At 51.3% G+C, this 17,780-nt stretch carries 18 protein-coding genes; 6 read left to right on the top strand and 12 right to left on the bottom strand.

All coding sequences use genetic code 11. The features are described from left to right. Positions 1 to 9: 9 nt before the first annotated feature. The 4 genes from BZG72_RS04195 to pspA are packed head-to-tail and all read right to left on the bottom strand — an operon-like array spanning position 10 to position 2,757. Positions 10 to 1,401 (bottom strand): YcjX family protein, encoded by a 1,392-nt coding sequence (locus BZG72_RS04195; RefSeq protein WP_077666151.1) that lies wholly within the window; start codon positions 1,399 to 1,401, stop codon positions 10 to 12. Between the two features lie 50 nt (positions 1,402 to 1,451). Next, positions 1,452 to 1,841: an envelope stress response membrane protein PspC gene (gene pspC, locus BZG72_RS04190; protein WP_077579243.1), complete on the bottom strand. Its 390-nt coding sequence runs from the start codon at positions 1,839 to 1,841 to the stop codon at positions 1,452 to 1,454. Next, positions 1,838 to 2,068, bottom strand: coding sequence for an envelope stress response membrane protein PspB (gene pspB / locus BZG72_RS04185; protein ID WP_046073483.1), 231 nt, complete (start codon positions 2,066 to 2,068; stop codon positions 1,838 to 1,840). Before pspB ends, pspC begins: the two co-directional genes overlap by 4 nt. A 20-nt stretch (positions 2,069 to 2,088) precedes the next feature. Beyond that, positions 2,089 to 2,757, bottom strand: coding sequence for a phage shock protein PspA (gene pspA, locus BZG72_RS04180; RefSeq protein ID WP_077666150.1), 669 nt, complete (start codon positions 2,755 to 2,757; stop codon positions 2,089 to 2,091). Positions 2,758 to 2,966: 209 nt separating this feature from the next. On the opposite strand from pspA, the gene pspF reads away from it, so the two are divergent. The 6 genes from pspF to BZG72_RS04150 all read left to right on the top strand — a co-directional run bounded on the left by pspF (position 2,967) and on the right by BZG72_RS04150 (position 9,358). Continuing rightward, positions 2,967 to 3,962 carry a phage shock protein operon transcriptional activator gene (pspF, locus tag BZG72_RS04175; protein ID WP_077666149.1) on the top strand — a complete coding sequence of 332 codons (996 nt, stop codon included), beginning with the start codon at positions 2,967 to 2,969 and terminating at the stop codon, positions 3,960 to 3,962. 130 nt (positions 3,963 to 4,092) lie between these two features. Next, positions 4,093 to 5,712 carry an ABC transporter substrate-binding protein SapA gene (gene sapA, locus BZG72_RS04170; protein WP_077666148.1) on the top strand — a complete coding sequence of 540 codons (1,620 nt, stop codon included), beginning with the start codon at positions 4,093 to 4,095 and terminating at the stop codon, positions 5,710 to 5,712. Between the two features lie 3 nt (positions 5,713 to 5,715). Further along, complete coding sequence (locus BZG72_RS04165; RefSeq protein ID WP_046073487.1) at positions 5,716 to 6,678, top strand: ABC transporter permease; 963 nt, start codon at positions 5,716 to 5,718, stop codon at positions 6,676 to 6,678. After that, the gene (sapC, locus tag BZG72_RS04160; protein WP_046073488.1) at positions 6,665 to 7,552 is read left to right on the top strand and encodes a putrescine export ABC transporter permease SapC; all 888 of its coding nucleotides are present in this window, start codon (positions 6,665 to 6,667) and stop codon (positions 7,550 to 7,552) included. Before BZG72_RS04165 ends, sapC begins: the two co-directional genes overlap by 14 nt. Continuing rightward, the gene (locus BZG72_RS04155; RefSeq protein WP_046073489.1) at positions 7,552 to 8,559 is read left to right on the top strand and encodes a peptide ABC transporter ATP-binding protein; all 1,008 of its coding nucleotides are present in this window, start codon (positions 7,552 to 7,554) and stop codon (positions 8,557 to 8,559) included. Before sapC ends, BZG72_RS04155 begins: the two co-directional genes overlap by 1 nt. Then, the gene (locus BZG72_RS04150) at positions 8,543 to 9,358 is read left to right on the top strand and encodes a peptide ABC transporter ATP-binding protein (protein ID WP_046073490.1); all 816 of its coding nucleotides are present in this window, start codon (positions 8,543 to 8,545) and stop codon (positions 9,356 to 9,358) included. The genes BZG72_RS04155 and BZG72_RS04150 overlap by 17 nt, the downstream gene beginning before the upstream one ends. Positions 9,359 to 9,538: 180 nt before the next feature. Here the strand turns inward: BZG72_RS04150 and pyrF are convergent, their stop codons facing one another. The 8 genes from pyrF to serC all read right to left on the bottom strand — a co-directional run bounded on the left by pyrF (position 9,539) and on the right by serC (position 17,656). Beyond that, complete coding sequence (gene pyrF, locus BZG72_RS04145; RefSeq protein ID WP_046073491.1) at positions 9,539 to 10,249, bottom strand: orotidine-5'-phosphate decarboxylase; 711 nt, start codon at positions 10,247 to 10,249, stop codon at positions 9,539 to 9,541. Between the two features lie 87 nt (positions 10,250 to 10,336). After that, on the bottom strand, positions 10,337 to 11,506 hold the full coding sequence (gene lapB, locus BZG72_RS04140; protein WP_046073492.1) for a lipopolysaccharide assembly protein LapB: 1,170 nt from the start codon (positions 11,504 to 11,506) through the stop codon (positions 10,337 to 10,339). 3 nt (positions 11,507 to 11,509) lie between these two features. Continuing rightward, positions 11,510 to 11,797, bottom strand: coding sequence for a LapA family protein (locus BZG72_RS04135; RefSeq protein WP_046073493.1), 288 nt, complete (start codon positions 11,795 to 11,797; stop codon positions 11,510 to 11,512). Positions 11,798 to 12,085: 288 nt separating this feature from the next. Beyond that, positions 12,086 to 12,370, bottom strand: coding sequence for an integration host factor subunit beta (gene ihfB / locus BZG72_RS04130; protein ID WP_046073494.1), 285 nt, complete (start codon positions 12,368 to 12,370; stop codon positions 12,086 to 12,088). A gap of 72 nt (positions 12,371 to 12,442) precedes the next feature. Further along, on the bottom strand, positions 12,443 to 14,113 hold the full coding sequence (gene rpsA, locus BZG72_RS04125; RefSeq protein ID WP_046073837.1) for a 30S ribosomal protein S1: 1,671 nt from the start codon (positions 14,111 to 14,113) through the stop codon (positions 12,443 to 12,445). A 102-nt stretch (positions 14,114 to 14,215) separates the two neighbouring features. Next, positions 14,216 to 14,899, bottom strand: coding sequence for a (d)CMP kinase (gene cmk, locus BZG72_RS04120; protein WP_046073495.1), 684 nt, complete (start codon positions 14,897 to 14,899; stop codon positions 14,216 to 14,218). A 200-nt stretch (positions 14,900 to 15,099) separates the two neighbouring features. After that, the gene (gene aroA, locus BZG72_RS04115) at positions 15,100 to 16,386 is read right to left on the bottom strand and encodes a 3-phosphoshikimate 1-carboxyvinyltransferase (protein ID WP_077579239.1); all 1,287 of its coding nucleotides are present in this window, start codon (positions 16,384 to 16,386) and stop codon (positions 15,100 to 15,102) included. A gap of 187 nt (positions 16,387 to 16,573) precedes the next feature. After that, a complete protein-coding gene (gene serC, locus BZG72_RS04110) occupies positions 16,574 to 17,656 on the bottom strand; it encodes a 3-phosphoserine/phosphohydroxythreonine transaminase (protein ID WP_077666147.1) in 1,083 nt (360 codons plus the stop codon). Positions 17,657 to 17,780 lie beyond the last annotated feature (124 nt).

Genomic DNA, 17,780 nt, shown 5'->3' with positions numbered 1-17,780 from the left:
CGCCCTCGCTTATCGAAATTTATCACCCAGCAAGTAATCCAGTGCCTTATCCATACGAATGTGCGGTAATGGCGCATCCAGTGGGGCTTGCTGAGGACGGAAAGAGGGAAAGTCAAATCCTTGCGCTTGCCAGAATGTTTCATCAGGTAGCTGCGCTGGCACATCGCCGGGATACAGGGTGACTGGCGAGTTGTCTGCAAGCACACCTTTTAGCGCACTCTGGCTATCGCCTTTTACCGTGACATAGCCTGGTGTGGTGGCTTCAATCGCGGCCACACTTTGACAACGCATATCAATGCCCTCAAACGCGGCTTGCTGCCACGCCTGATGAACGATTTGTTGTAATAAGCTCACCATATTTGGGTGTTGATCGGGCGTCACATGATCAGCTTTAGTGGCCGCAAACAATACCTTGTCAATCCGTGGTGAAAACAGCCGTTTCATCAGCCCTGACTTGCCATATTTAAAACTTTGCATCAGCTGCTCAACGGCAAGACGCATATCGTGAAATGCCGCCGGCCCTGCATTCAGGGGCTGCAACGTATCCACCAGGATCACTTGCCGGTCTATTTTGGCAAAATGCTCGCGGTAGAACTTGGCGACCACGTGCTCGCAATAATAGTCGTAGCGCGCTTTTAGCACCCCGTAATTCGAGTCTTTCCGGGCTTTGGCTAGATCGTGTTCATTTTGGCTACCAACCCAAGGGAAGAATTGCACCACGGGCGCGCCCGCTAATTCACCTGGCAGCACAAATCGACCAGGCTGGACCCAGTGCAAGCCATCATGTGCTTTGCATTGGTGTAAAAACGCCGTGTAGTCTTCAGCAATTTCCGCCAGCCTTTTTTCATCAGCAGGGGCAAACGGGTCAAGAGCCGCTGCCTTAGTTGTCCAGGTGGAGGCCAGCTCGCCCCGACGGCCGGTGAGTAGCCCAGCTTGTTTGGCCGACCATTGCGAGTAGGTTTGGCTTAACAAGGGTAAATCGAGCAGCCACTCCCCGGGATAATCGACAATATCCACGTATAGCGTGGCCATTTCGTTGATCGCTCTCAGGGCAGCCGACTGCGGTCGATAGCGCACCGCAAGGCGCACTTCACTGACATCACGTGTCGGCGACGGCCATACTGGCGGAGTTTGATGAAGCGCTTGCATAGCACTGTCGTAGTCAAAGGCTGGCAGGTGCATATGCGGGTGGGGTTCACGACGTGCGCCCAGCCCACGCCCCTGTTGCACCAGTGACATCAGCGGTAAGTTGGGCTCTGTGCCCAAGTGCGTCAATTGATTGATAAGAGAGGTAATAAAGGCGGTTTTACCCGCACGAGAAAGACCGGTCACCGCGAGGCGAACATGACGGTCAGCCCCACGGCTCACCCACTGCTTCACGCGCCTTTTCACTGATGGCATAGGTTGATATGGCTCCTAGTTGGCCAAGCTGCCCAAACAGGGCAGCGAGGTTAGAGTTTTTTGAAGGCTTGGTCGACGTTAAAGGTCGATGAGGTTACATACGCCTCCATGTGCGTCACCTTGTCTTCCATGTGGCTAAACTCGCGGTCGAGATCCGCGATCAATTGGCTGGCAGACTTCCCTGATTGCCAAGGTTTTTGCTTCACTTGATGGTCTTGCTGCGCGGCACTCGGCTCTTGACTCACCTCTGACGGCTTTTTATCCAGGATCAGTACCGCCGCGATATAAGCGACCACCACAAAGAACCCAAAACCGAGTAAAAATGCCGAAACAGTCAGGATGCGCACTAACCAGGTTTCCATGCCAAAGTGATTGGCAAGCCCGGCGCACACCCCTGCGATGCGGCCATTTTCTGGATCTCTGTACAAGGTATTACTCATGCGCGTTGCCTCCAGTGAGGGGCTTCTGCATCCAGTAGACGCTCTAGGTTATCCACCCGTGCCTGCAGCTTTTCGGCACGCTGAGCCAATTGTTGCAGTGTTTCGTAATCTTGCCCACTCAAGCCTTGCGCCACTTGTCGCTTACTGCGGTAATGCAGAAATAACCACAATGGGGCGACAAACAGCAAGAAAATCGCCAGTGGGAAACCAAGAAATAATGATGACATGTCCGCTCCTTGAGGTATCGTTACGATTGATTGTCTTTCATTTTAGCTTTCAAAGACGCCAGCTCTTTTTCAATCTCGTCTTGCGCTTGTAAGTCAGCGAACTCGTCTTCTAGGCCTTTTCCTTTGCCCATTTGATAACTGTCTGCTTCCGCTTCTAGTTCGTCAATACGGCGCTCATATTGTTCAAATTTCGCCATTGCCTCATCGGCACGCCCACTGCCGAGGTGACGGCGCACATCACGGCGATTGCCTGCTGTTTCACGACGAATCGTCAATGACTGCTGACGCGCGCGTGTCTCGCTTAACTTGTTTTCTAATGCCGCAATTTCGCCGGCAAGCTTCTCTACGCTTTCATTAATCAGCGTCAGCTCTTCGTCCAGCGCGACTTTAACATCATGCGCTTTTTGCTTCTCAATCAATGCGGCGCGAGCCAGGTCTTCACGATCTTTTTGCAATGCGAGTGAGGCTTTGTCCTGCCACTCTTGGATCTGACGCTCGATGTTTTCAATTTTGCGCGCCACTTCTTTTTTATCGGCTAGCGCTTTTGCCGACGAGGTACGCACCTCAACGAGGGTGTCCTCCATTTCTTGAATGATCAAACGGATCATTTTTTGTGGATCTTCTGCCTTGTCTAACAATGCGTTGACGTTAGCATTCACAATATCAGCAAAACGCGAAAAAATTCCCATCATAGACTCCTTAATACGCTTCCTCGTTGATGAGCCCTAGAGTTAAGGCCAGTGGCGCGTTAACCCGTGGTACTCGGCTCTGACACGCTCAATAGAATTCAAATCCCATGCCAACTTTTAAGGCGTTTATTTTCAATAGGTTAAAACAGATTGCGTTAAATTGAGAAAAAGGCCATGATGAAGAAAACCACTATTTGGTAAAAATCGCCATGCGTGAACAAGACAATTTACTGGGTGAATCGGACCGTTTTCTCGCCGTGTTGGATCATGTCAGCCAACTGGCACCGCTTAACCGTCCTGTTCTGATTATGGGTGAGCGCGGCACGGGGAAAGAGTTGATTGCACAGCGTCTTCATTATCTTTCCGCCCGTTGGTCACAACCACTAGTGAGCTTAAACTGTGCGGCGCTCAGCGAAGGGTTGATCGACTCAGAGTTATTCGGGCACGAAGCCGGCGCCTTTACCAGCGCCAAAGGCCGGCATGCGGGGCGCTTTGAGCGAGCAGAAGGCGGTACCTTGTTTTTAGACGAGATAGCGACCGCGCCATTAGGTGTGCAGGAAAAGCTGCTACGCGTGATTGAATATGGCGAATACGAGCGTGTTGGCGGCACATCTCCTCTGCGTGCCGATGTGCGTCTTGTCTGTGCAACGAATGAAGATTTACCCGCCCTTGCCAAACAAAACGCTTTTCGTCCCGATTTGCTTGACCGGCTGGCGTTCGATGTCGTTCACCTCCCGCCACTGCGTGAGCGTCAGCAAGATATTCTGTTGTTAGCTGAGCACTTCGCGATGAAAATGGCCGTTGAGCTTGGCTATTCGCTGTTTGCTGGCTTTTCGGCACAGGCTCAATCTCAGCTTCTAGCTCACACCTGGCCTGGTAATGTGCGCGAGTTAAAAAATGCTGTTGAGCGCGCCCTCTCTCGTCACAATGATCCTAGTACACCCATCGACACGATATGTTTAGACCCTTTTTCACCGCCTTGGCGCATCGCGGATGCCGAGGCACCTGTGCCCATTGAGAGAGAGGCATTGCCGTCATTGCCCCTGGACCTTCGCCAGTGGCAAACCACGCAAGAACACGATTTGGTCACAGCGGCCCTGTCACAAGCCAACTATCATCAGAGAAAGGCCGCGCAGTTACTCGGCCTGAGCTACCATCAATTCAGGGGATTGCTGCGAAAACATCATGTGGGGCAAACCGACTGACGCAACGTGTACGTGCATAGGTACACCCCGCACGCAAAGAAACATCAGATAGCCCCTACTTTGCTTGGTGGTAAAGCCGTTTCAGTGGTAGATTACGGGGTTTACTTTGATAGCTGATTTTACTTGGTTTATGCGCGTTTTTTTCCAGTATTTGATCCTGGGTGTGAGTGGTCTGCTCCTTGCAGGTTGTGACGCTGCCAGCGATCAACGTGCGGCCGACAATCGTGGCTTTGTGTTTTGCGGCCCAGGCCAGCCTAACACCTTCAACCCTCAGTTGACCGATGGCGGCCTCACGGCTGATACCTTGTCGAGTCAGCTTTATGACCGTCTGCTGCGACTCAACCCCGAGACATACCAACCCGAGGCGATGCTGGCGAAAAGCTGGCAGGTGAGTGATGACGGTAAAACCTACACCTTCTCTCTGCGCCGGGGCGTGGCATTTCATCGCAGTGTCAAATTCACCCCCTCACGCTACCTCAACGCAGACGATGTCGTGTTTTCCTTTCGTCGCCTTATTAATCCACGCCATCCTTTTCATCACATTTCCGGTGGTCAGTACCCGTGGTTTGATAGCATGAACTTTGGCGGCTTAGTGACCCAAGTTAAAGCGCTCGATACCTACCGCGTCCAATTTACCCTCTCTCGGCCCGATGTCTCTTTTCTCTCCACGTTGGCCACCAACTTTTCGGTGATCCTTTCAAAAGAGTATGCTAACCAATTACTGGAAGCGGGTACGCCAGAGAAGCTCGATACCTATCCGGTTGGTACCGGCCCGTTCGCGCTAGCTGAGTATCAACCGCGAGAGTTTATTCGACTACGCCGCCATTGGCAGTATTGGCAAGGCCCTGCGCCGATGGAGCAGGTGGTGTTTGATGTTTCCACGCGCGGCACAGGGACGCTTGCGAAAATGCTGACGGGCGAGTGTGATGTGCTCGCCTCTCCGGTTGCGAGTCAGCTTCCCGTGGTTGTCGGTGATGAACGCTTCAGTTTGTCGTCGCAAACGGGCATGAATGTGGCTTTTATCGCCCTCAACACCCGTCATCCTGCGCTTTCGGAAGTGGAAGTGCGTCAAGCGATTAATCTTGCGATTGACCGGGGAGCCCTGCTCAGTTCGGTCTATTATGGCACGGGCGCGCCCGCCACCAGCTTGCTTCCGCCTATGTCATGGGCTTACGATCCAAACCGAAAAACTCAGCACGACCCCAAACTGGCCGCAGCACTCCTTGCCAAAGCAGGCTATCGCCATGGCTTTAGTGTCGATTTAACCGTGCCGCTAAAACCGACCGCGTTTAATCCCAGCCCACGTAAAACCGCAGAACTAATCCAAGCGGACTTGGGTGAAATTGGCATCGACGTCAATATTATTCCGGAAAAAACGGTTAATCGCACGTCCATTCGCCAAGGTGATGATAGCCACGATATGGTATTAACCGGATGGGTAGCCGACAACGGCGATCCCGATACGTTTTTACGTCCCTTGCTCACCTGCAACGCGAAGTTTACCGGTTGGAACATTTCTAATTGGTGTAACCGCTTTTTTGACCAAACACTGAATCAGGCGATCGCCACGGACAAGATAGCCAAGCGCAAGGCGTTGTATCAGGCCGCTCAGACGATTCTCGACCGTCGCATGCCCGTTATTCCGCTCGCCCACGGTATTCAACATCAAGTGCGTGATGCTAGCCTGACGGGGCTCACGATGACGCCCTTTGGCGCGGATAGTTTCGCCGATGTGTCGCGGGAGCACTAACTCATGCTGATTTATACGTTACGACGCTTCAACCTGTTCTTAATCACGCTAGTGATCCTCACCTTGGTCGCCTACAACATTATGTTGCTGGCGCCCGATTCACAGTGGCACCAATTTGATTACTGGATAGGCTGGATTTACTACATTCGACAGTTGCTCGATGGAAACCTTGGCTTGGCCGCCAGTGGGTCGCCGGTTGTTGATACCCTGGCACACGTCGCGCCGGCTACCTTAGAACTATGCTTTGCCGCGCTCTTTATCAGCTTGATTGTGGGCGTGCCCTTGGGCACGCTGGCTGGCATTCGTAGCCAAGGGCCAGCAGATAAAGTGATTTCTTCATTTGCCCTGGTGGTGTTCTCCATCCCTACATTTTGGTTAGCTATCCTTTTTATCATGGTTTTCTCACTCGACTTGCAGTGGTTTCCGGTATCAGGGCGCTATAACCTTTTGTATGAGATCCCGCATATTTCCGGTTTCGCGCTGGTGGATTTATGGCTGTCAGACTTACCGCTACAAGGCAAGGTCGCCTCTGATATTGTCCGTCACCTAGCACTTCCCACCTTGACCCTTGCGGTGGTCCCTACCACAGAGATCATCAAGATGGTGCGCGACTCCATGGCTTATGTGATGCGCCAGAACTACATCAAAGCGGCAGCGACCAAGGGACTATCAAAAACGGAAATCGTGCTTCGCCATGGGATGAAAAACGCCATTCCACCGATCATCCCTAATTTTGGCCTACTGGTTTCCACCATGGTGACCTTTGTCATCATCGTTGAGTCAGTATTCAACTGGCCTGGGATTGGGCGCTGGCTGCTCGATACGCTCATCGCTAAAGATTATGTGTCAGTACAAGGCGGCGTCTTGGTCATTGGTGGGTTTGTGTTACTGATTAATATCATCTCGGATGTATTAGGGGCTTTTATGAACCCGCTGGTAAGGAAAAAATGGTATGCCCTCAAATAGTGTTTACGTTGAACAGCATATCCCTACCCAATTTGAGCGCACCTGGAATGCATTTCGTCGCAACAAGCTTGCGGTGATTGGCTTTTGGTGCCTGGTTGGGCTCATCCTTGTCACCCTATTTGCCCCTCTACTCGCCCCGTGGAGCCCGCAGCATCAAACAGGTCATTTACTGATGGCGCCCTCTTGGGTGCAGTCAGGGCAAATTGAGTACTTTTTAGGGACCGATGATCTGAGCCGCGATATGCTCTCGCGCCTAATTGCCGGCTCTCGGCTCACCTTTGGTTATGCACTGATGACCGCATTGGCCGCGTCACTTATCGGGGTCGCGATTGGTGTACTCGCCGGGATGACCAAGGGGCTCAAATCGAGTGTGTTGAATCATATCCTAGATAGTATTCTCTCTATTCCTTCGTTACTGTTGGCCATTATCGTGGTCGCCTTTTTAGGGGTGGGCGAAACCCAAGTATTGCTCGCTATCTGGCTGTCACTCATTCCACGGATTATCCGCGCGGTGTATACGGCCGTACACGATGAGATAGGGAAAGACTATATCATTGCCGCGCGCTTGGACGGTGCCAATGATTTTTATCTGCTTTATCATTCGATTCTGCCCAACATCGTCACAGTACTGAGTACCGAAATTACCCGCGCTATTTCGGTGGCGATTCTTGATGTGGCCGCACTCGGCTTTCTAGGCCTTGGAGCACAGCCGCCGGCGCCAGAATGGGGCGCCATGTTAGGGGATTCTGTCGAGCTGATTTTCACGGCGCCTTGGACTGTCACTCTGCCTGGAATGGCGATTGCGTTCAGTGTGTTGGTTGTTAACCTAGTTGGTGAGGGGATCAGCCAAGCCATCAATGCAGGAACTGAATAATGCCGTTACTTGATATTCGACACCTGACCATAGAGATAGAAACCCCACAAGGTATGGTGAAAGCCGTCGACCGTATGAGTTTGACCATCAATGACGGTGAGATTCGTGGTTTGGTGGGGGAGTCCGGCTCAGGCAAAAGCTTGGTGGCCAAAGCTATTTGCGGCGTCACTAAGGATCAATGGCATGTGACCGCCGACCGATTACGTTTGGGTAATATCGACCTATTAGAACTGCCCGCGCGCGAACGTCGCCATGTGGTCGGCAAAGACATTGCGATGATCTTCCAAGAGCCTTCTACGTGTCTTGACCCATCCGAGGTAGTGGGTCATCAGCTTGAAGAGGCCATTCCACCCGCGTCATTTTCCGGCAGTTGGTGGCAACGCTTAAATTGGCGCAAGCAGCATTCTATCGCCTTGCTGCATAAAGTGGGCATCAAGGATCACAAGCGGGTGATGGAAAGCTATCCGTATGAGCTTACCGATGGCGAGTGTCAAAAGGTGATGATTGCAATGGCGATTGCTAACCGCCCTCGCCTTTTGATTGCGGATGAGCCGACCAACGATTTGGATCCCATTACTCAGGCGCAGATATTCCGTTTACTGAGTCGCACCAATCAGTTATCTAACACGACAATCTTGCTGATTAGTCATGATCTCACCTTGGTGACACGTTGGGCCGATAGGATCACCGTGATGTATTGTGGCCAGTCGGTAGAGTCCGGCAACCGCGAGCAAATTTTAACCACGCCGCACCATCCTTACACGGATGCTTTATTACGGACAATGCCTGATTTTAGCCGCGACATTCCCCACAAGAGCAAGCTCGAAACCTTGCCTGGCTCAATACCGCCACTGCAGCATCTGCCCATCGGTTGTCGACTGGGGCCGCGTTGCCCATACGCACAGCGTAAATGTGTCGAAACGCCCCATACGCAAAAAGTGAAAAACCATAAATTTGCCTGTCATTTCCCGCTCAACATGGAGAACAAGCATGGCCGCTCTTCTTGAAATTGATGGGCTCACTAAAGATTATCACCACCGCACCGGGTGGTTGAGAAAGCGTGTCACCCACGCGGTGAAGCCGGTCTCTTTTTCTTTGGATGTCGGGGAAACCATTGCCTTTGTGGGCGAGAATGGCTCAGGAAAATCAACCCTAGCACGCATGATTGCTGGCGTTATCGAGCCAACGGCAGGCGAAATCCGGGTCAATGGTGAGACGCTGCGTTACAAAGATTACCAAACCCGCTGCAAATTGATTCGGATGATCTTCCAGGACCCGAACACCTCGCTCAACCCACGCAACCAAATCGGCCAAATATTAGAAGGCCCCTTGCGGCGAAACACCAATATGACCCCGCAAGAGCGAGGTAAACGCATTAAGAACACCCTCTTGCGGGTCGGCTTGCTGCCGGAGCATGCTTATTTTTATCCGCAGATGCTGGCAACCGGCCAAAAACAGCGGGTATCACTCGCCAGAGCCTTAATTTTGCAACCGAGTGTCATTGTCGCCGACGAGGCGTTAAATGGTCTCGACATGTCCATGCGCTCGCAAATCATTAACTTACTGCTTGAGCTTCAAGATGAGATGGGCTTGTCTTACGTGTATGTGTCGCAGCATATGGGGGTGATCAAACATGTCACCGACAAGCTGATGGTGATGCAAAAAGGCGACGTGGTGGAATCGGGTAATACCGCTGACATTTTTGCCAATCCGCAACACAGCTTGACACAAAGGCTGATTGACAGTCATTTTACCGCACCGGTATTGGATAGGCGGTCGCGCAAATCAGTCAGCGCCCGCCCATAGTGGCGAACACGAGCGGCGCGATCCATGGCCGCTCTGTTAACGCGTCCCCTGCCGCTCTCTACCTCGTCAAGCGCTTAGCTTGAAACATTGGCGAGCTCAGTCATTAGCAACGGCGATTATTGACAACCGCGATTATTGGCAACCACGATTGCTAGCAAACGCTAGTGTTAGGAGCTTAAGTTACTCGGCACTTTGGTCATTCAACGATTGGTTAATTGACGCAAGCACAGCAGCGGGGTCCGCCGCTTGCGTGACAGGGCGACCTATGACGAGATAATCAGAGCCGGCTTGTACCGCTTGCTCGGGCGTCATCACTCGGCGTTGGTCACCTTTGTCGCTCCCAGCTGGGCGTATACCTGGCGTGACTAATTTAAAGGCGTCCCCACACTGTGCCTTGAGCAGGCTCGCTTCCTGCGCGGAGCAAACAACACCATCAAGGCCTGCCTGCTGCGTCAGACCCGCAAGGCGCTGCACTTGCGCCTGTGGCGATATCTGAATACCACTGTCTGCCAAATCCACCGCCGTCATGCTGGTTAACACGGTCACACCAATCAGCCAAGGGCGGTTGCCCCCATAAGGCACTAAGGCTTCACGTGCAGCAACCATCATGCGTTCCCCGCCAGCGGCGTGGACGTTGACCATCCAAACACCCAGCTCTGCCGCTGCCGCGACCGCTCGTGCACACGTGTTCGGGATATCGTGAAATTTAAGGTCGAGAAAAACCTCGTGCCCACCCGCATGCAGCTGCTTAATCAATGCCGGCCCAAATAAGGTGAACATTTCCTTGCCCACTTTTAAGCGACATGAACCTGGTTCTATCTTCTCGGCAAAGGCCAAGGCGTGGTTCATATTCGCATAATCAAGTGCCACAATGACTTTTGGGTCGTGCATGTTGTCTCCTAGTTCCTTGTTTACGATTCATCTCAGCAGGTATACCGCCACGATAGATAAAAAAACGGCGATGCTTGCGCATCGCCATTATTCACCATCAAGCCCTCGAATTGGCTTGATTGCCCCCCAGCTTTTGCAAGAAGGACATTGCCAGTAGAGCGAGTGGGTCGAGAAACCACATTTTCGACAACGATAATGCGGCTTCACTTTCATCTGTTCCGCCACCAAGTCTTTTAGCGTGTTCAGACTGGTTTTTGCGCGTCCCTCTTCCGCTTGCTCAACATGGTATTCCATTAACTTGTGAAAGCCGCGCATGGTCGGATTGCGCGTAAGCTGGCGGGTGAGAAAGCTTTGCGCCATCGCGATATTTTCGTTGTTACCGATCACTTCTGATAGCATCAACTCCGCGCTCACCCCAGCATTCTTTTCAATGCATTCTTTTAAAAACCGAACCAGATGCATTTCACGACCTAGCGCGCGATAGCTCTCCGCCAACAGTGGTAACGCCTCACTGACAAAGTCCGCATCCTGCTCAAGGATGTTCTCTAGCTGCTTGATGGCGCCTTTATAATCTTGGTGCTCAATATCAAGCTTGGCCAGCTTCAAGCTGGCGCGCACGCAACTTTTATCATACGACAAGGCGCGACGTAGCCATTGTCGTGCTTTATGTTCGTCGCCATCGGCGAGCTGTTGCATCGCCAGTTCGCAGTGAAAATGAGCGATGTCTTTACGTAATTTTTGTTTGCCCATCTTGACCAGTTTGCTCGCGGTATCAATCGCGTTTTCCCACTCTCGGGTTTGCTGAAAGATGGCTAACAACTGCTGAAGGGCAAACTCTTGATAATCTGGCTCATCCACCAGCTCAGAAAATATCTTCTCTGCGCGATCAAAAAACCCGGCGACCATGTAATCTTTGGCCAGTTGTTGCATGGCAAGGTTACGTTGATCAAGCGTCAGATTAGGGCGAGCAATCAGGTTTTGGTGAATGCGAATGGCGCGATCGACTTCGCCCCGAGAACGAAACAGGTTGCCTAGGGCAAGGTGGGTGTCAATGGTCTCATTGTCGACCTGTAAAAGCTCAATAAACAGATCAACCGCTTTATCAGACTGTTCAGACAGCAGCAGATTCAGCCCCGCCACATACTGGCGAGACAAGTGATGTGACTGTTCTTGCCGTCGATGACGAGCATTCCTGTTACCCATGTACCAGCCATAACCGGCGGCAATAGGGAGCAACAGAAACAACAGCTCTAGCATGAATTATTGTTCCTTTAGCGGGTCCGTACGCAATTTATCAAGTTCTTTGCGTTGCTTTTCCACCTGTTTACGCAGCCCTCGAGCGGTCACTCTCGCTTTTAGGTATAACGCACCGCAGACTAACCAGCCGATGCCAAAGCCAATGACAAAGACAATACCCAAGATAACAGAGAGACGAAACTCACCTTGGGCGATTAAGTAGTTAAAGTTGACCACATCTTGGTTTTGCGCTCCCAGCGCCAAGGTGATCAGAAAACATAACACCAGAAACAGAATGCCGAGTATTTTCACAAGTATTCCCTCATTGCGAAAGGCCTAGTGCCTCTTCAATTATGGCAGAACGACAAGATGCGAGGCACTTGTCACTGTGAACGTTTGCTTGATACAACAAAACGTTACTAATGCACCCTTGGCCCGTGCTATCCACTCGCATGATGGCAAGCGACAAGGTTTTAGTTGTGGGTACAAGATCTTACACAGAAGGTATGATTATGCAGGAAATTCGCCACGCAAGCTATGATCGATAGACATAAAAAAACGGCATACCTACAGCATGCCGTTTTTTTCAGCGTCTATCGCTTAACCATAGATGTTAACGCGATCACGAAGTTCCTTACCAGGTTTGAAGTGAGGGACGTATTTACCGTCAAGCTCAACTTTTTCCCCTGTTTTCGGGTTACGCCCCACGCGAGGCGCGCGATAATGTAGTGAGAAACTACCAAAACCACGGATTTCGATCCGATCACCGCTTTCAAGTGTGGTCGCCATATGCTCAAGGATTTCCTTGATAGCATCCTCTACCTGCTTAGCAGACAGATGGGCTTGCTGACTACAGAGCCTTTCAATTAACTCAGATTTGGTCATAGACACCCCGCTTTAGTATGTTTCTCAACAGTATAAATGCAGAGGGGGAAAATTTCCCCCTCAACTTATACATTATTCGCTCTTCGCTGCTTTAAACGCGTCAGCCATAGCATTACCGATAGCGCCTTCATCAGATTTGTTCAGGCTAGCCATCGCTTCTTGCTCATCAGCTTCGTCTTTCAGACGAACAGACAGGTTTAGCACACGGTTCTTACGGTCAACACCGGTGAACTTCGCTTCAACACTGTCGCCAACTGAAAGCACTTGAGTCGCGTCTTCAACACGGTCACGCGCAGCTTCAGAAGCACGCAGATAACCTTCAACACCGTCGGCTAGCTCAACCGTTGCGCCTTTCGCGTCAACAGCCGTTACCGTACCGTTAACGATAGCACCTTTCTTGTTAGCTGCCAGGTAGTTGTTGAATGGGTCTTCTTCCATCTGCTTGATGCCAAGTGAGATGCGCTCACGCTCTGCGTCAACCTGAAGAACCACTGCTGAGATCTCGTCGCCTTTCTTGTATTCGCGAACGGCTTCTTCGCCAGCCACGTTCCAAGAAATGTCAGACAAGTGAACCAGACCGTCGATGCCGCCGTCTAGACCGATAAAGATACCGAAGTCAGTGATTGACTTGATCTTACCAGTAACACGGTCGCCTTTGTTCTGAGTTTCAGCGAATTGCTGCCATGGGTTGGCTTTACACTGTTTCAGACCAAGGCTGATACGACGACGCTCTTCGTCGATGTCCAGAACCATGACTTCAACTTCGTCACCCACGTTAACCACTTTAGATGGGTGGATGTTCTTGTTGGTCCAGTCCATTTCAGACACGTGTACCAGACCTTCAACGCCTTCTTCGATTTCAACGAAGCAGCCGTAGTCAGTCAGGTTGGTTACACGGCCAGTCAGCTTGTGACCTTCTGGGTAACGGTTAGCAATAGCTACCCATGGATCTTCACCCAGTTGTTTCAGGCCGAGTGATACGCGAGTACGCTCACGGTCAAACTTCAGAACCTTAACGTTGATTTCGTCACCAACATTAACGATTTCTGATGGGTGCTTAACGCGCTTCCACGCCATGTCAGTGATGTGAAGCAGGCCGTCAACGCCGCCAAGATCAACGAACGCACCGTAGTCAGTCAGGTTCTTAACGATACCTTTAACTTCCATGCCTTCTTGCAGAGAAGCTAGCAGCTCGTCACGCTCAACGCTGTTTTCTGACTCGATAACCGCACGACGAGAAACCACAACGTTGTTGCGCTTCTGGTCAAGCTTGATTACTTTGAACTCGAGCTCTTTGCCTTCCAGGTGAGAAGTATCACGTACTGGACGAACGTCAACCAGTGAACCCGGTAGGAACGCACGGATGCCGTTCAGTTCTACGGTGAAACCACCTTTCACTTTACCGTTAATAACACCGTTAACGGTTTCAGCTTCTTCGTACGCTTTCTCTAGCTGGATCCAAGCTTCGTGACGCTTCGCTTTCTCACGAGAAAGCTGAGTTTCACCGAAACCATCTTCCACTGCGTCCAGGGCTACATCGACTTCACCGCCGATTTCAATTTCAAGTTCGCCAGCAGCGTTCTTGAATTGGTCAGCTGGAATAGACGATTCAGATTTCAGGCCTGCGTCAACCAGAACGAAACCGTTCTCGATAGCAACAACAGTACCCTTAACAATAGAACCTGGGCGAGTTTCGATTTCTTTTAGAGACTCTTCAAAGAGTTGAGCAAAAGATTCAGTCATTATATTTAAATCTTCAATTTGATAAACGTCCACGGGTATCCTACCGCATGGGGTTGTTAAATATGTTAGCTATCATCCTTGCAGCTAACGGTTATAGACTGCTTATGCAGCCGATAATTTGCTTTCAATAAACGCCAGTGCTTGTGCAATCACTTCGTCGATTGATAACGACGTTGAGTCTAGCACTAATGCATCTGACGCGGGGCGCAATGGTGCCACCGCTCGATTGCGGTCACGATCATCACGCTCTTGAATTTCGCTTAAAAGGCGGTCAAAGGTAACATTAACCCCCTTGCCTTGCAACTGATGCTGGCGCCGGCGTGCGCGTTCTTCTGCGCTAGCATCAAGGAAGATTTTCGCCTCCGCTTGCGGGAACACCACGGTACCCATATCACGGCCATCAGCAATCAAACCCGGCTCGCCGACAAACGCACGTTGACGACGCAACAATGCCTCGCGAACGCGCGGGAGTGCAGCGACTTTCGACGCTTGATTACCCACCTGCTCTGTGCGTAAGGTGCCCGATACGTCTTCCCCTTCGAGAATCACCTTCACCAGATCACCTTCGGCGATAAATTGAACGTCTAGGTTCGCAGCCAGTGGTACCAAGGCGTCTTCCGATGAGGTATCCACGTCATGATGAATCGCCGCTAATGCCAAAACACGGTAGATGGCACCAGAGTCTAGCAAATGCCAGCCTAGTGTCTCCGCCAACCGCATACATAAGGTTCCTTTTCCTGCACCACTCGGTCCATCTACTGTAATCACAGGCGCCTGTGTCGGCATAAATCTCTCCACGTTCGTCAACTTTACTCGATTCGCTTCGCTTGAGGCGTTAAATGGGTTTGACGCCTGCCATACCGTGACGCGACAAACACACCGTTTGCCCAACAAGCACATCGATAAATCGGCGCATAGTATAGAAGAAATCCGGCTGGAAATCATTGCTGCTGCGTGGATATCAGCAGCAATGTGTTGCAGCATGGTTATTTCGTGGTGCTGATTGCCGCGAGCTTCTCGAAATAATCAGGGAAGGTTTTTGACGTACAGCCCGGGTCATTAATAGTGACGGGCGTATCACTCAATGCGACCAACGAGAAGCACATCGCTATCCGATGATCGTCATAGGTATCGATGGCCGCGTGGTGTAACTGCTTTGGTGGCTCGACGTATAGATAGTCTTCGCCCTCTTCAACCACAGCGCCCACTTTTTTCAGCTCGGTAGCCATGGCATATAAGCGATCGGTTTCTTTAACACGCCAATTGTACACGTTGCGAATCCATGTCGGCCCTTCTGCAAACAAGGCCGCGACGCCAATGGTCATCGCAGCATCAGGAATATGATTAAAGTCCATGTCGACGCCTTTAAGCGTCTTTCCACGGGCGAGAACATAATCCTCTCCCCACTCAATCTCGGCGCCCATCGCCGCGAGTGCGTCGGCAAACTGGATATCACCTTGCACACTATGACGCCCGATGCCCGTCACTTTGACTTCACCGCCCTTAATCGCGGCCGCCGCGAGAAAGTAAGAAGCGGATGAGGCATCACCTTCCACCATAAAGTGACCTGGTGATTGATAACGCTGTCCAGCTGGGATCACAAACGCTTGGTAGTTATCATTTTGTACCTCAACACCAAACTGCGCCATGATTGCCAAGGTAATATCAATATAAGGCTTAGAGACAAGCTCCCCTTTAATGGTGATCCGGGTCTCTTGCTCAGCAAACGGCGCGGCCATCAGTAGTGCGGTGAGAAACTGACTCGAGATGCTACCATCGATACTCACATCGCCACCTGCCAGGCCAGTGCCTTGGATACGTAGTGGCGGATAGCCCTCAGTTTCAAGATACTGGATATCAGCACCAATCGCATTCAGGGCGTCAACAAGGTGGCCAATAGGACGCTCTTTCATCCGTGGCTCACCCGTCAGGGTGACGTCACCCTCTCCCAAGCATAGTGCCGCCGTCAAAGGGCGCATCGCCGTTCCCGCATTGCCGAGAAACAGCGTGGTTGGCTCGGCGAGATGAAACGGTTGTCCCAGCCCTTGTACCACACATTCGGTGCGATCGCTGGACAATTGATACTCTACTCCCAACGCGGTAAACGCATTGAGCATATGACGTACATCGTCACTATCCAGTAAGTTGGTTAGTCGGGTGGTGCCTGAGGCTAGAGCGGCAAGGAGTAATGCGCGATTCGACACGCTTTTTGAGCCGGGAAGGTTAATCTGGCCGTTGACATAAGAAATCGGGGAAAGTGTCAGTTGCTCCATTCTGGTTTATATCCGTGATGCTTAGTGCCCCCAGAGTAACCAAAATACCGGCAGTCTCACAATTATTATTTTTATCACCTTCAGTGAAGAGAAAGCAAAAGCCGCCTCCAACAAGGAAGCGGCTCGTTTTTCACACCGTTTTCTACTTAACACCGTTAAAAAACGCAGCCATCGCTACCGTCTTTCATTAGCCATATTTTTTCTCGAACTTGGCCATAAAGTCGACCAACGCTTGCACCCCTTCAAGGGGCATGGCGTTATAGATAGAGGCTCGCATGCCACCCACATCTCGGTGGCCTTTCAGCGCATGTAAGCCTTGTTCCGTTGCTTCAGCGAGGAAAGTCTCATCCAGGTCGCTGTTCGCCAACTGAAACGGCACATTCATCAAGGAACGATTGTCTTGGTGAATGTCATTACGATATAAGCTCGATTGATCAATAGCTTGGTAAAGCAGGGCTGCTTTTTGTTGATTGCGTGCATAAACGGCTTCAATCCCGCCTTGTTTTTTCAGCCATTTAAAGACTTCGGCGGCCAGATACCAGGCAAAGGTCGGCGGCGTGTTGAACATCGAGTCTTTCTCTACCAAGACCTTGTAATTAAGCACACTAGGAAGCACATCTCGCGCCAGTCCCAATAAGTCGTCACGTACAATCACCAGGGTCAGCCCTGCAGGGCCAATGTTCTTTTGCGCACCGGCGTAGATCACCCCATATTTAGATACGTCAATCGGACGTGACAAGATGGTCGATGACATATCGGCAACAATGGGTTTATTGGTCTCAGGCAAATCATTAATTTCAATGCCATCAATGGTTTCGTTAGGGCAGAAATGGACATAGGCTGCATCATCACTTAGTAGCCAGTCTTTCGCCGGCGAGATTGCACGTTTCCCCTCTCGCTCGCGGCGAACATTGATAACGTTGGGCGTACAATAGCGCTTGGCCTCTTTGACCGCACTTTCTGCCCAGTAACCGCCATCGACATAGTCTGCGATGGTGTGGTTCCCCATGAGATTCATGGGCACCGCGGCAAACTGTGCACGCGCGCCCCCTTGGCAAAATAGAATATGGTAGTTGTCAGGAACCACTAGGAGTTCGCGCAAATCTTGCTCTGACTGACGAGCAACGTTTAAGAATGCTTTGCTGCGATGCGACACTTCCATGACCGAGGTACCAAGGTCTTGCCAGTTCATCAATTCTTTTTGTGCTTTTAGCATCACTTCACGCGGCAACATCGCGGGGCCTGCGGAGAAATTATATACCTTATCCATGTTGGGGAGGGGCTCCTGCTTATTCATCACTTGTGGCCAGGAGGCCTACAAGGATTGACTCTGTTTTAAATGGTGTGTGATTGATTTAACACGTTTCGCGCGCAATTTGAAAGCGCCAACGCAG

It is taken from the genome of Salinivibrio sp. PR6, from assembly GCF_001995955.1.
Taxonomy (GTDB): domain Bacteria; phylum Pseudomonadota; class Gammaproteobacteria; order Enterobacterales; family Vibrionaceae; genus Salinivibrio; species Salinivibrio siamensis.
The sequence above is the reverse complement of the archived record's forward strand: the minus strand, read 5'-3'. Positions and strand labels throughout refer to the sequence as shown.

Bases quoted from the DNA above. Each gene is read 5' to 3' on its own strand.
- BZG72_RS04150 (WP_046073490.1), top strand. From the start codon at position 8,543: ATGGCCGCTCTTCTTGAAATTGATGGGCTCACTAAAGATTATCACCAC.
- aroA (WP_077579239.1), bottom strand. From the start codon at position 16,386: ATGGAGCAACTGACACTTTCCCCGATTTCTTATGTCAACGGCCAGATT.
- lapB (WP_046073492.1), bottom strand. From the start codon at position 11,506: ATGCTAGAGCTGTTGTTTCTGTTGCTCCCTATTGCCGCCGGTTATGGC.
- BZG72_RS04155 (WP_046073489.1), top strand. From the start codon at position 7,552: ATGCCGTTACTTGATATTCGACACCTGACCATAGAGATAGAAACCCCA.
- pspF (WP_077666149.1), top strand. From the start codon at position 2,967: ATGCGTGAACAAGACAATTTACTGGGTGAATCGGACCGTTTTCTCGCC.
- pspC (WP_077579243.1), bottom strand. From the start codon at position 1,841: ATGAGTAATACCTTGTACAGAGATCCAGAAAATGGCCGCATCGCAGGG.
- BZG72_RS04165 (WP_046073487.1), top strand. From the start codon at position 5,716: ATGCTGATTTATACGTTACGACGCTTCAACCTGTTCTTAATCACGCTA.
- pyrF (WP_046073491.1), bottom strand. From the start codon at position 10,249: ATGCACGACCCAAAAGTCATTGTGGCACTTGATTATGCGAATATGAAC.
- cmk (WP_046073495.1), bottom strand. From the start codon at position 14,899: ATGCCGACACAGGCGCCTGTGATTACAGTAGATGGACCGAGTGGTGCA.
- pspA (WP_077666150.1), bottom strand. From the start codon at position 2,757: ATGGGAATTTTTTCGCGTTTTGCTGATATTGTGAATGCTAACGTCAAC.
- ihfB (WP_046073494.1), bottom strand. From the start codon at position 12,370: ATGACCAAATCTGAGTTAATTGAAAGGCTCTGTAGTCAGCAAGCCCAT.
- sapC (WP_046073488.1), top strand. From the start codon at position 6,665: ATGCCCTCAAATAGTGTTTACGTTGAACAGCATATCCCTACCCAATTT.
- serC (WP_077666147.1), bottom strand. From the start codon at position 17,656: ATGGATAAGGTATATAATTTCTCCGCAGGCCCCGCGATGTTGCCGCGT.
- BZG72_RS04195 (WP_077666151.1), bottom strand. From the start codon at position 1,401: ATGCCATCAGTGAAAAGGCGCGTGAAGCAGTGGGTGAGCCGTGGGGCT.
- sapA (WP_077666148.1), top strand. From the start codon at position 4,093: ATGCGCGTTTTTTTCCAGTATTTGATCCTGGGTGTGAGTGGTCTGCTC.
- pspB (WP_046073483.1), bottom strand. From the start codon at position 2,068: ATGTCATCATTATTTCTTGGTTTCCCACTGGCGATTTTCTTGCTGTTT.
- rpsA (WP_046073837.1), bottom strand. From the start codon at position 14,113: ATGACTGAATCTTTTGCTCAACTCTTTGAAGAGTCTCTAAAAGAAATC.